The organism is Sphingomonas quercus (assembly GCF_018863195.1).
Taxonomy (GTDB): domain Bacteria; phylum Pseudomonadota; class Alphaproteobacteria; order Sphingomonadales; family Sphingomonadaceae; genus Solisphingomonas; species Solisphingomonas quercus.
Genome location: NZ_JAHKRT010000011.1, coordinates 1 through 13172 on the forward strand (window position 1 = coordinate 1; position 13172 = coordinate 13172).

General features: G+C 66.9%; 10 protein-coding genes. 8 read left to right on the forward strand and 2 right to left on the reverse strand.

Annotation, left to right across the window (positions count from 1 at the left end; all coding sequences use genetic code 11):
• The first annotated feature begins 296 nt into the window (after window positions 1–296).
• Window positions 297–914 carry a PEPxxWA-CTERM sorting domain-containing protein gene (locus tag KOF26_RS16610; RefSeq protein WP_216327805.1) on the forward strand — a complete coding sequence of 206 codons (618 nt, stop codon included), beginning with the start codon at window positions 297–299 and terminating at the stop codon, window positions 912–914.
• Window positions 915–992: 78 nt separating this feature from the next.
• Here KOF26_RS16610 and KOF26_RS16615 read toward each other — a convergent pair whose 3' ends face one another.
• On the reverse strand, window positions 993–3062 hold the full coding sequence (locus tag KOF26_RS16615; RefSeq protein WP_216327807.1) for a M28 family peptidase: 2070 nt from the start codon (window positions 3060–3062) through the stop codon (window positions 993–995).
• A 423-nt stretch (window positions 3063–3485) separates the two neighbouring features.
• Entirely contained in the window at window positions 3486–3734 is a 249-nt protein-coding gene (locus KOF26_RS16620; protein WP_216327903.1) for a helix-turn-helix domain-containing protein, read from the reverse strand.
• Window positions 3735–4054: 320 nt separating this feature from the next.
• Between KOF26_RS16620 and KOF26_RS16625 the strand changes: the two genes are divergently transcribed.
• From KOF26_RS16625 to KOF26_RS16655, 7 genes are all read left to right on the forward strand, one after another.
• Window positions 4055–5401: a GntT/GntP/DsdX family permease gene (locus KOF26_RS16625; protein WP_216327809.1), complete on the forward strand. Its 1347-nt coding sequence runs from the start codon at window positions 4055–4057 to the stop codon at window positions 5399–5401.
• Window positions 5398–6075 carry a FadR/GntR family transcriptional regulator gene (locus KOF26_RS16630; protein ID WP_216327811.1) on the forward strand — a complete coding sequence of 226 codons (678 nt, stop codon included), beginning with the start codon at window positions 5398–5400 and terminating at the stop codon, window positions 6073–6075. The genes KOF26_RS16625 and KOF26_RS16630 overlap by 4 nt, the downstream gene beginning before the upstream one ends.
• Before the next feature lie 86 nt (window positions 6076–6161).
• Window positions 6162–9242: a glycosyl hydrolase family 28-related protein gene (locus tag KOF26_RS16635; RefSeq protein WP_253201546.1), complete on the forward strand. Its 3081-nt coding sequence runs from the start codon at window positions 6162–6164 to the stop codon at window positions 9240–9242.
• Window positions 9243–9465: 223 nt separating this feature from the next.
• On the forward strand, window positions 9466–9894 hold the full coding sequence (locus tag KOF26_RS16640) for an organic hydroperoxide resistance protein (protein ID WP_216327813.1): 429 nt from the start codon (window positions 9466–9468) through the stop codon (window positions 9892–9894).
• 40 nt (window positions 9895–9934) lie between these two features.
• Complete coding sequence (locus tag KOF26_RS16645; RefSeq protein ID WP_216327816.1) at window positions 9935–10378, forward strand: MarR family winged helix-turn-helix transcriptional regulator; 444 nt, start codon at window positions 9935–9937, stop codon at window positions 10376–10378.
• A 12-nt stretch (window positions 10379–10390) separates the two neighbouring features.
• Window positions 10391–11662, forward strand: coding sequence for an MFS transporter (locus tag KOF26_RS16650; RefSeq protein ID WP_216327821.1), 1272 nt, complete (start codon window positions 10391–10393; stop codon window positions 11660–11662).
• Between the two features lie 66 nt (window positions 11663–11728).
• Complete coding sequence (locus KOF26_RS16655; protein ID WP_253201547.1) at window positions 11729–13156, forward strand: phospholipase D-like domain-containing protein; 1428 nt, start codon at window positions 11729–11731, stop codon at window positions 13154–13156.
• Window positions 13157–13172 lie beyond the last annotated feature (16 nt).

Genomic DNA, 13172 nt, shown 5'->3' on the forward strand with positions numbered 1-13172 from the left:
ATGCCCAGATCACCGGCGGCCTCGCCGTCTACGCCTCGGGCAACTACCTCGCCCGCTTCCACAATCGCGGACAGACCTACGGCGCCAAGATCGGCGCACGGCTGGCCTGGTAGGGCGGGCCGGCGGCGACAGGAAATTATTTTGATAGAAAAGGTCAAATAATACAATCCATTGTTGATTTGATTGATCTTGTTGTCAATCCGACCTGTTGGCAATTCTTGGTCGGGCGATCACCGGCAATCGTCAATCGATGCCCCGCTCAACCCCCACGGACCCCTGTTCGAGGAAGTATTGGCATGAAAACATCGATAAAGTTCGCCGCCGTCATGGCTGGCCTGATGGGTCTGGCGAGTTCGGCCGGGGCGGTCACGCTCGTGCTGAACAGCACGCAGGCCGATCCATTGGGCACGCGCTACAATTATGGCGGCGTCTTCGCCATCGACAGCAATGGCGACACCGCCGAAGGGGTGCTTCCGGGCTCGACGTTCATCATCTACGACTTCGCCGGCTATGTCGACGGCACCGTCACCAGCGGCAATGCGAATGTCGCAGCGTCGGTCGAAGCACTCAGCAGCCTCTCCCTGCTGCCGCCGGGCATCGTCGACGATCCAACTATCGCCAATCTGGTCTTCACCTGGATCGGAAGCCCGTTCACGCCCCCCGCCGACTACGTGTTTTCCGGCTATAGCGCGGTGTCGACCTATTCGGACATCGGCAATACTCTGGCCTTCGGATCGCAGACACTGAAGGTCAGCAACAACTCGCCGCTTTACACCGAAGGCTTCGTCGAGGGGCCGAGCGGCTTTGCCAGCCCGGTGCCGGAGCCGGCAACATGGGCGATGATGGCGATGGGCTTCGGCATCATCGGCATCTCCATGCAATCCCGGCGGCGCCAGCGCATCGCCCAGATTTGACCCGCCTCCTCCCCCTCGGGCGGGCCAAAGGACAGCCGGGCCAGCGGGCCCGGCTGTTTCATCGTGCCGGCACCCGACCTATTTCTTCTGCAGCGTCACCAGGCCCGCCGCTTCGCGCGCCTTGAGCGTCGCCATCAGCTCGGCCAGCGACAGCGGCGTGAACTCGCCCGACAGGAAGTCGCGCATCTGCAGGATCGTCATGTTGCCGCGATCGACCAGGATCTGGAACTCGGCCATATATTCGTCCGGCAGATTGGGGCCCGGCGGCGGCGCCCGGCGCGCGCCGGGGGCGGGCACATTGGGGCCGCGCCTGACGATTATGGTGGCCGCCTCGCGTTCCTCGGCGGTCAGCGTCGGCTCGGCGGCGGGGACGCCGTGCTCGGCGCTCGCCAGCTGATAGGTCGCCTTGACCTCGGCGAGCAGCGCCTCGGCCCGCCTGTCGATCAACGGGGCGAAGGGGGCGACGCGCTTCCTGCCGGCGGCGGCATCCGTCCACATCACCGCGGCGGAGCCGATCACCGCCTTCTCGATCTCCGCCTGATGGCGGATGGCGTTCTGCGCTTCCCGATAAGCGCGCGGAAGATCGGCCGGGGTGGCGTCGGCGATATAGCCGAGGCCCTTCTCCTGTGCCTCGCCCATGCGACTGGTGCCCCGCGCCAGATTCTCGGCCGCGACCCGCGTCGCCAGCTCGTCGGTGCCGGTCGCCAGCGCCACCAGCCCGCCCAGCGTCACCACGGCGGCGCGCTTATACTGGGTCGGATCTTGCTTGTCGGGCGTGTCGTCGGACGAGTGATACCACATGTCCGGCCACGTATTGTAGATGATCGACGGTATCCCGTGCTGCATATAGGTGACATGATCCGACGAGCCATAATGCTTGTCGACCGTGATGTAGAAAGCATCCTTCGAACCATGCACCGATTCAACCGGCTGTGCTGCCGCATAGCCGTTGATCGAGCGACGGAACCGCACCCGCTCACGGGTGATGTCGGCGACATATTCGAGCATGCTCTGGCCGACGTCGTTCAGATAGGAGGGGAAGGTATCGGGCGTGCGGTGCATCAGCCAGGTGGCGCGGCTGGCGGTGAGCCTGATGCCCTCCATGTCGAAGTTCAGGTTCCCGATCATTGCCTTGGCTTTGTCGGGATGCTTGTTCAGATATTCGTTGGTGCCCGAGATTTCCTGCACGAACTGGAAGTTGATCGTCCGCTTCGGCGGCGGCAACTTGCCTTCCTTGACCAGCTTCATATAGGCGCGACCAACCTCGAGGATCAGCGCGCAGCCGGAATTGTCGTCATTGGCGCCCTGCTTGATGACCCCTTCGAACAGATGGCAGCTGATGCCGACTTCCTGCTTCGTCGAGCCGTCGCCGAGGATCTCGGCATGGACATATTCGCTGCGGCCGGACACTTCCGTGCTCTTCGTCACCGAGCGGATGGTGAGCTTCTCGCCGCGCGCCATCAGCGCCTCGAGATAGCCGCGCGTCTCGGGCGTCAGCGACCATGCCACCGTGCCGGGTCTGGCCGTCACCGTCGAGGAGACGATGCTGCGCGGATAGTCGATCGCCCGCTGCGGACCCATCGTCGACAGGCCGAGCACGCCCAGCGCGCCCCGCTCGACGGCGAGATTATAAATCTGCGCGGTCGTGCCGGAGGTGAGCACGAACTTGCCCTTCACATCCTTGCCGGCGAAATCCTCCGCCCTTCCCGCCCCGACATCGACGAGCTCGCCGGACAGATCGCCATTGGCGTTGAGCGAGACGAGACTCAGCGGGATGTCGTGGATGTCGAACAGCTTGATGCTCTTCGGCGTGGTCAGCCACAGCTCGCCGACCGTCGGCTGAAAGGCCCGGGCCTCGTCGTTGAATGTCGACACGCTGACATTGGCGAAGCCATATTCCCTCGCGAAATCGACGATGACCTGCGTCTCGCGGAAATTCCTGTCATAGTCGCCGGGCAGCCGCACCCGCTGATAAGGGACCAGCTCCAGCACGTGCTGCATCGCGCGATCGCCGGACACCTCGTTGATGATCGAGGTCATCTGCGTCTGGCTGAGCAGGGTGCGATCCTCCCGCTCCTGCGCGAACACCGATGTCGAGGCGACCAGCGCCAGGACGAAGCCGACCCGGCCGGCCCGCTTGAATTGCATCACCATTCCCCCCTTCCGGCACCGGAGCCCGAACGCCCCGCACGGCTGATCCCTGCCAATATCGAGGCCACGATCGGACAACAAGCCCGATTGCATGCATATGGCGGCCCCAGCGCTGCGGCGAAGTTGATCAAGTTGACAATTGCGGGCGCCTGATCTCGCGGCAGGATCGCGCCCCGATCGAGCGCGGCGATCCGGCACCCCCGGTCGGCGGGCGAGGCGGATCATCCGTCCTGCGTGACAGGCGCGATCCTGCAAGGGGAGTCGGCTCCGCGGCGCTCCAGGCGGCAACGGGCGCAAAAAAATCCGGGGAAGCCAGTGGCTTGCCCCGGACAAGGTTCGGCTCGGGAGAGGGGGTGAGCCGTTTGACAGTCGGGCCGGGCGGCGCACCGCCGCCGGCCCTGATTTCGGAAACTGGATCGTTCAGGACTGATGGGCGGAGGAACCCCAGCCGATCGCCTGCGCGGCGATCGCCACCTGGGTGCGGTTGCGTACCTTCAGCTTGCGCATCAGCGCCGTCATGTGCGCCTTCACCGTCGCTTCGGCGATGCCGAGATCGAAGGCGATCTGCTTGTTGGGAAGGCCGGAATAGACGCCCTTCATGACCTTGAGCTGCGTCGGAGTGAGCCGGATCATCTGATTGTCCAGCTCGTCGACCGGCGCGACGTCCATCGCGAAATCCCGCTGCTTCATGATCATAACCTGGCATCCCCGAACGCTTCCGGCGACCCCGGCGCACGCGACAGCGGACGCCGGAAACCATTCCGGTGCACTACTTGGCATAAAGCCATCCGCTCCGGTTTGCGCTGCGCGGCGACTCCCGGAATCAGTTGGACAGGTTCACGCTAAGTCCATACAATTTGACAGTCAACCATACATTTTTGCTGACGGCCTCCGGCAAGCTGTCCTACAGATAATCCGACAGAGGCGGGCCGTCGAGAGCGGCACCGGAACCGGGAGGGAATGATGGAAGCGGCACGAGGCGGAGCCCTATGACGCCTGAGGATATTCGGCTGATCCTGTCGGCGCTGCTTGGCATCGGAGTTACCATCTGGTTGATCGTGAAGGGGAAATTGCATCCCTTCATCGCACTGCTGTGCGGTGCCTTCCTTGTCGGGCTGGCCGCCGGCCTGTCCGCCGAGGACACCGCCAAGGCCGTGCAGAAGGGCGTTGGCGACATTCTCGGCGGCACCGGTCTGGTAGTCGCGCTCGGCCTTTCGCTCGGCGCGATGCTGCAGTTGTCTAACGGCGCCTCGTCGATCGCCCGCGCCGGGCTTGGCCTGACTGGTCCAACAGGTGCGCCCTGGGCGAGCCTGCTCGTTGCGATGATGGTCGGCCTGCCGCTCTTCTTCGAAACCGGTCTGGTGCTGCTGCTGCCGATCGTTGCCGCCGCTGCTGCCAGCCTGCCGGCGGGGCCGGGGCGGGACGCTGCCAGCCTGCGCCTGATGCTGCCGGCGCTGGCCGGCCTTTCCGTGGTGCATGCGTTGGTGCCGCCGCATCCCGGACCGCTGCTCGCCGTCAACGCGCTCGGCGCCGATCTCGGCCGGACGATCCTCTATGGCCTGATCGTCGCCATTCCCACCGCCATCGTCGCCGGCCCCCTGCTTTCGCGCTTCACGTCGCGCGGCGTGCGGCTCGACCAGCCGGTGCTCGAGCCGCAACTGGTGCTGCCGGGCGAGCCGTCCCGCCTCGCCTCGCTGACGGTGATCCTGATGCCGGTGGTGCTGATCGCCATGGGTCAGGTCCATACCCTGCTGCCCACCGAGATGTCGGGCGGGCTGGGCTGGCTGGCGGTGGCGAGCAACCCGGTGCTGGCGCTGTTGCTAACCAATCTGGTCGCGCTGCCCCTGCTGTTCGGCGGGCGCATCCGCGACGCCGCGGTGCAGGGCGCGATCTGGTCCGAGACGATGAAGCCGGCCGGCGCGATCCTGCTCGCGATCGGCGCCGGCGGCGCGCTGAAGCAGGTGCTGGTCGGCGCCGGCCTGTCGGAACTGCTGGCCCGCCTTGCCTCGTCCGGCGCGGTGTCGCCGATCCTGCTTTCCTGGCTGATCGCGGTCGGCATCCGCCTCGCCACCGGGTCCGCCACCGTCGCCACCATCACCACCGCCGGCATCGTGCCGGCGCTGGTTCAGGCCACCGGCACCTCGCCGGAATGGACGGTGCTGGCGATCGGCGCGGGATCGGTGTTTTTCTCCCATGTCAACGATCCGGGCTTCTGGCTGGTGAAGAGCTATATCGGCACCAGCACCGCCGACACGTTCCGCACCTGGTCGGTGCTGGAGACGGCGATCTCGGTGGTCGGCCTCCTCTGCATCCTCATGGCGAGCGCCGTGCTGTGAGCGAGGAACGTCTGGCCGATCGGGCCTATTCCGGCATCGTCGAGATCATCAACGCCGGCGAGCTCGGCATCGGCGATCGCCTGCCGTCGGAGACGCGGCTTGCCGAGATGTTCGGCATGTCCCGCACGGTGGTGCGCGAGGCGCTGGTCCGCCTCGCCTCGGACGGCATCACCGAGGCGCGACGCGGCGCCGGCTCCTTCGTGATGCGTCGGCCCTCGGCGCGGCTGGTGACGCACATGCCGATGTCCGAAATGTCGGCGACGCTCGGCAATTATGAGGTGCGCTTCGTCGTCGAGGCCGAGGCAGCGCGCCTCGCCGCGCAGCGCCGCTCCAGCGAGCAACTGGCCGAGATCGAGCGGCGGCTGCGCGTGCTGGTGGCCGCCCTCAGCTCCAACGAGCCGGCCCATGACGAGGACATGGCGCTTCACCGCGCCATCGCCGAGGGTACCGCCAACCCCGCCTTCGTCGCCGCCTTTGATCACATGCATGTGGAGATGGAGCGGATCATGCGCGCCGGCATCGACATCTCCCGCTCGCGCCCGCCCGAGGCGATCGGCGCGATGCTGTCCGAGCATGAGATGATCGTCGAGGCGATCCGCGCCCAGGACGGCGACGGCGCCGCGCTGGCGATGCGCTGGCACCTGTCCCAGGGCCGCAAACGGCTGATGCCGTGAATGCTTACGACCTAGGTCGAGGGTCATCACCGGACGCCAGTCCGATATCGACCACCCAAATCAAACCACAAAGCCAGGGGATTATGATGAAGGCGAACCTCACTTCGATGGCGTGGCTGATGTGCGGCGCGGCCGTGCTCGCCTCGCCCGCCACGGCGGCGACGCCCGCATCCACCTCGGTTTTCGTGCAGCAGCCGCAGGACGGCATCGGCGTCGTCGTCGATGCGCCGAAGGACGGGCGCGGCGATGCCGGGCCTGCGATCCAGGCGGCGATCGATCGTGCCTATGCCCAGGGCAAGAACCAGGGCATCGTCTTCCTCCCCGCCGGCCGCTATCGGATCAGCAAGACGCTGTACATCTGGCCGGCGGTGCGTGTGTTCGGCGTCGGCAAGACGCGGCCCGTGATCGTGCTCGGCGACAACACGCCCGGCTTCGACAAGGGCGTGAAGAACATGGTGATCTTCGCCGGCGGCAACCCGACCAGCGCCGGCGACGCGCCGCGCCGCGTGCCCTTCCCGCCGCCCGGCAGCGTGCCGTTCAACGAGAAGATCGCCGATGCCAATCCGGGCACCTTCTATCCGGCGATCAGCAATGTCGATTTCGAGATCGGCAAGGGCAATCCGGCCGCCACTGCGATCCGCTTCCACGCCGCGCAGCACGCCTATCTCAGCCATATCGATTTTCACATCGGCTCGGGCCTTGCCGGCATCTATCATGTCGCCAACGAGGCGGAGGACCTGCGCTTCTTCGGGGGCCGCTATGGCATCCTCGCCGAGAAGCCGTCGCCGGCCTGGCAGTTCACGTTGATCGATTCGGTGTTCGAGGGCCAGCGCGAAGCGGCGATCCGCGAGCATGAGGCCAGCCTTACCCTCATCAACACCCGCATCCGCAACGTGCCGGTCGGCATCGACATCGACGAAGGCTATTCGGACTGGCTGTGGGGCAAGAACGTGCGCTTCGAGAATGTCTCGAAGGCCGCCGTCGTCATCTCCAACGAGAACAACCCCTATACCCAGATCGGTTTCGAGAATGCGCTGGCGACGGCGACGCCGACCTTCGCCCGCTTCCGCGAGAGCGGCAAGACGGTCGCCGGCGCCGGCAAGGCCTATCGCATGAAAGCGTTCAACTACGGCATGTTCGTGCCGAGCCTCGGCGCCACCGGCAAATATGACATGAAGGTGGATGCGCAGGCGCTCTCCGCCCTGCCCGCCCCCGGGCCTCGCGCGGTGCGGCTGCTGCCGGCGACGTCCGAGTGGGTCAACGTCAAGACGCTCGGCGTGGTCGGCGACGACAAGGCCGACGACACCGCCGCCATCCAGAAGGCGATCGACACCCATAAGGTGCTCTATTTCCCGAGCGGGCATTACCGCGTCACCGACACGCTGAAGCTGAAGCCGGACACGGTGCTGATCGGCCTCCATCCGGGCATGACCTGGCTCAGCCTGCCGGACAAGACGCCCGGCTTCGCCGGCGTCGGCGCGCCCAAGGCGCTGGTCGAAAGCGCCAAGGGGGGCGACGCGATCGTTTCCGGCCTCGGCCTCTTTACCGGCGGCATCAATCCGCGCGCCACCGGGCTGCTGTGGAAGGCCGGCGAGAATTCGCTCGTCCAGGACGTCAAATTCCAGGGCGGCCACGGCACCATCCTGCCGGACGGCACGCGCATGAACCCTTATGACGCCACGCGCATGGCCGACCCCGATCCGGCCAAGCGCTGGGCCGGCCAATATCCCAGCCTGTGGGTGACCGACGGCGGCGGCGGCACCTTCACCAATGTGTGGACGGTGGACACCTATGCCCAGTCCGGCCTCTACGTGTCGGACACGAAAACGCCCGGCCATGTCTACCAGATGTCGGCCGAGCATCACGGGCCGGTGGAGATCGCCTTCAACCGCGTCGAGAATTGGGAACTGCTCGCGCCGCAGACCGAGGAGGAGGCCGGCGAGAGCCAGGACGCGGTGTCGCTGGAGATCCGCAACTCCAGCAACATCCTCGTCGCCAATTACCACGCCTATCGCGTCACCCGCACCTTCAAGCCGGTGCGCTCGGCGGTGCGGCTGTTCAATTCGGGCGATATCCGCTTCCGCAACATGCATGTGAACGGCGAGAGCGGCGTCGGCATGTGCGACGAGAATGGCTGCACCACCTATCTGCGCCTCTCCAAATTCCCTTATGAGAACGCCATTCATGACCTGACCAGCAAGCTGGAGGTGCGCGAGCGCGAGTTCGCGGTGCTCGACATTCCGCCGCTCGCCACGCCCGCCCCGGTCGTCACCGCCGATGCCGCGGCGGTGCTGGCGCCGGGCGCGAAGGTCGAGAAACTGGAGGGCGATTTCTATTCGGTCTCCGGCGGCGCGGTCGACGCCAACGGCAAGCTCTACTTCGTCGATCACCGCAAGCAGACCATCTATGGCTGGTCGAAGGACGAAGGCCTGTCGGTCGAGCGCGACAACGCCACCGATCCGGTGAGCCTCGCGGTCGACAAGTCCGGCAATCTGCTCGTCCTCTCCAGCCTCGGCCGCAACGGCACCGTCTATTCCTTCAAGCCCGGCTCGCCCGAAACCGAGATGACGCTGATCCAGCCGACGCCGGTCGGCCAGCATGCCGGAGCGGCAACGGTGCTGCCGCTCAATTTCTGGAACAATGGCGAGTTCAAGGATCAGGTCGATCCGGAAACCTATCGCTTCACGACGCTCGCCGAGATGTTCGCCCGCGACATCGCCGTCCCGCGCCCGACCGAATATGTCTCGCCGGACGGCAGCATCGCGCTGCCGGCCTATCGGGTGATCCAGCAGGGGCCGCCGGATCATCGCGGCCTGCGCTTCTCCGATTCGCTCGACACTTACGGCTTCACCCTCGCCCAGCCGGGCCAGCGCGTGTTCGTCAGCAACAATTCGGAGAGCAAGGTCTATAGCGGCCTGCTCGGTGCCGGCGGGGCGATCACGGACCTCAAGATGTTCGCCAATCGCGGCGGCGAAAGCCTTGCCGTGGACGACGCCGGCAATGTCTACGTCGCCAACGGCCAGGTCTTCGTCTACGACCCCCAGGGCAAGGAGATCGGCCGCATCGATACGCCGGAGCGCCCGCTCCAGCTGCTGATCGGCGGCAAGGACCGCAAGACGCTGTTCATCCTCTCCCACCACTCGTTGCACGGCGTCGCGCTCAAATAGGACGCGGTTTCCCCGCTCCATTGCTGTGGCCCTGAACCTGCTTCAACGTCCCCTCACCGCGGCTGCCGGGCTTGTGGCGGGGTGGAGGTTGAAAGAGGCTCAGGGCGATAGGACAAGAGAAATATCGTACGCGATATTATCGTTCGCTTGACATCTCGCCGACACCCGTCGATATACATCGTACGCGATCGAATCGCGCTGGATCGAAAGAAGGAGAAAGCCGATGTCCACCAATGTCCTGTACGAGACCTCCGCCCGCGCCACCGGCGGCCGCGACGGCCGCAGCCGCACCCTCGACGGCAGCCTCGACGTCAAGCTGACGACCCCGAAGGAGCTCGGCGGCGCGGGCGGCGACGGCAATAATCCTGAGCAGCTGTTCGCGGCGGGCTATGCCGCCTGCTTCATCGGCGCGATGAAATTCGTCGCGTCCCAGGGTGGTACCGCCAAGGTGCCCGCGGACGCGGAAGTCACCGCGACGGTCGGCATCGGCCCGCGCTCCGAGGGCGGGTTCGGCCTTGCCATCGCGCTGGCGGTCAGCCTGCCGGGCGTCGACCGCGCGGAGGCGGAGGCGCTGGTCGAGCAGGCACATCAGGTTTGCCCTTATTCCAACGCCACCCGCAACAATATCGATGTGAAGCTCAGCATCGTCTGAGCCGCTTGCCGAGACGGCCTGATGCATATACACGGTGTATATGCATCAGGCCGTCTCCCCGGATTCCCGCTGCCTGTGCACGGCGCTCCGCAAGGCGAGCCGTGCACTGTCGCGCGTCTATGACGCATCGCTGGAGCCGGCGGGGCTCACCATTACCCAATTCTCGATCCTGCGCACGCTGGCGCGTGAGGGGGACATGCCGCTTAGCCGGCTGGCCGACCAGCTGATGATGGACCGCACCTCGCTCTATCGCACGCTCGCGCCGCTGGCCCGCGAGGGCAATATCGCCCTCGCCGACGCGCGGACCGGCAACGCCAGAATCGCCACCCTGACCCCCGAGGGCCGCGCCGCGATCGAGGCCGCCACCGGCCCTTGGGCTGATGCGCAGGGCCGCATCGCCGGCGCCTTCGACGCCTCCGGCTGGGCGGCGCTGGAAGACGCGCTGCACCGCCTTGCCGCCATCGCCGCCGAGGCAAGAGACTGAGGGGAAAGCTCCATGCCGCTCCGCCTGCCTGCCCGCGCCTATGCGCCCACCGTCGTCGCGGTGACCTTCGTCGCCCTGCTCGTCGCCGCCGGCCTGCGCGCCACGCCGGGCGTGCTGATGCTGCCGCTGGAGATGCATTTCGGCTGGGATCGCGCCACCATCTCGTTCGCGGCCGCGGTCGGCATTTTCCTTTACGGGCTGGTCGGCCCTTTCGCCGCCGCGCTGATGCAGACGATCGGCATCCGGCGCACGATGATCGGCGGACTGGCGCTGATGTCCGCCGCGACCTTCGCGAGCCTGTGGATGAGCGAGCCGTGGCATTATGTGCTGAGCTGGGGGGTGATGTCCGGCATCGGCTCCGGCGCGGTCGCCTCGGTGCTCGGCGCGGCGGTGGTCAATCGCTGGTTTGCGACGCGGCAGGGGCTGGTGATGGGCATGCTCAGCGCCAGCACCGCAACCGGCGCGCTGATCTTCCTGCCGATCCTCGCATGGCTGTCGCGCGAGGGAGCGTGGCAGCCGGTGGTGATGACGGTGAGCGTCGCCTGCGCGCTGCTCATCCCGGTAGTGCTGCTGCTGGTGCCGGAGCGTCCCGCCGACGTCGCCATGCGCCGCCACGGCGATAGCGACGACAGCGCGCCGCCGCCGCCGATGAAGCAGGCGGCGAGCCCTGCGCTCGCCTTCTCGGCGCTGGCGCGGGCGGCGCGCCAGCCGGTCTTCTGGCTTTTGTTCGGCACCTTCTTCGTCTGCGGGCTGACCACCAACGGGCTGGTCGGCACGCATATGATCGCGTTCTGCGGCGATCACGGCATCGCGCCAGTGCAGGCGGCCGGGCTGTTGTCGCTGATGGGGCTGTTCGATCTGGTCGGCACCACCGCGTCCGGCTGGCTGACCGACCGCCACGATCCCCGCCGGCTGCTGTTCGTCTATTACGGCCTGCGCGGCCTGTCGCTGATCGCGCTGCCCTTCCTCGATTTCGGGGCGATGAGCCTGACCGTGTTCGCGGTGTTCTACGGTCTCGACTGGATCGCGACGGTGCCGCCGACCGTGAAGCTCGCCAACCAGTCATTCGGCGAACGCGACGCGCCGATCGTGTTCGGCTGGATCGTCGTCGGCCACCAGATCGGCGCCGCCGTCGCCGCCTTCGGCGCCGGGGTGATCCGCGAGCAGACCGGCACCTATCTGCCCGCCTTCATCATCGCCGGCGCCTTCGGCCTCGTCGCCGCGGTGGCGATCCTCATGGCCGGCATCCGCGCCACCCCCGCCCTCCGGCCAGCCGGCACCTGAAATTGTAACGGACCCGGTTCGCGCGACAGGCGTTCGGCGCCCGTAACCGTGAACAGGAGCGTCAAGTTGGGGGCAAGGAGCTGGCGGACCGAACGCGCGGATCGCGCGGCGGTGATCGTCGATGCCGATGATTATTTCCGGCATGCCCGCGCGGCGATGCTGCGCGCCAGGCGGCGCATCCTCATGATCGGCTGGGACTTCGACGCGCGCATCGCGCTCACCAACCAGGATCGCCTGCCCGGTGAGCCCGGCGCGCTCGGCGGCTTCATCCCGTGGCTGGTCCGGCGCACGCCGAGCCTCGAAGTCTATGTGCTGCGCTGGGACAAGGGGGTGCTCAAGACGTTGCTGCGCGGACCGACCGCCTTCACCGTGATGCGCTGGATGGCCAATCGCCGCATCCATACCAAGCTCGACAGCTTCCACCCGACGGCGGCCTCGCATCACCAGAAGATCGTAGTGATCGACAACAGCGTCGCCTTTTCCGGTGGCATCGACATGACCGGGGACCGCTGGGATACGCGCCTGCATCTCGACGATGAGCCCGGCCGGGTGGACCCGGCCGGCCGCCCCTACAAGCCGTGGCACGACGCCGTGATGGCGGTGGACGGCGCGGCGGCGGCGGCGATCGCCGAGCTTGCCGAGGAGCGCTGGCACGCCGCCAACGGCCGTCCGATCCCGTTGCTGGAGGGCGGCGCCGACTGCTGGCCCGACGGGCTGGCGCCCGATATCGAGGCTGTCGACATCGACATTGCCCGCACCCGCGCCGCCATGCCCGGCTATCCGGAGGTGCATGAGGTGGAGGCGCAGTTCCTCGCCCAGATCGCGGAGGCGCGCCGCTTCCTTTATATTGAAAGCCAATATGTCGCCTCGCGCCGCATCGCCGAGGCGATCGCGCGGCGGCTCGACGAGCCGGACGGCCCGGAGATCGTCATCGTCAATCCGGAAAAAGCGCAGGGCTGGCTGGAGCCGCTGGCCATGGACACCGCGCGCGCGCGGCTGATGGAGGCGCTGGCCCGGCGCGACAAGCACGGCCGCCTGCGCCTTTATCACCCATATACCGCCGCCGGCCAGGCGATCTATTGCCATGCCAAGATACTCATCACGGATGATCGGGTGGTGCGCGTCGGCTCGGCTAATCTCAACAACCGGTCGATGCGGCTCGACACCGAATGTGATCTGACGATCGACGCCGAGCGTCCGGGCAACGGCCATGCCGCCGCGCTCGCGCAGACGGTGCGCGACGGGTTGCTGGCCGAACACCTCGGCGAAACGCCGGCACGCGTCGGCGCGAAGCTGGCGGAGACGGGCTCGCTGATCGCGACCATCGAGGCATTGCGCGGGCCCGGCCGCTCGCTTCGTCCCTATCAGCCGCCCACGCTCAGCGCCGCCGAGAAATGGCTGGCCGATGGCGAGGTTCTCGACCCCGAAGGCCCGGACGAGATGTTCGAGCCGCTCAGCCGACGCGGCCTGTTCCGGCGCCTGCGCCGCCCGTAACGCACGATGTGCACGA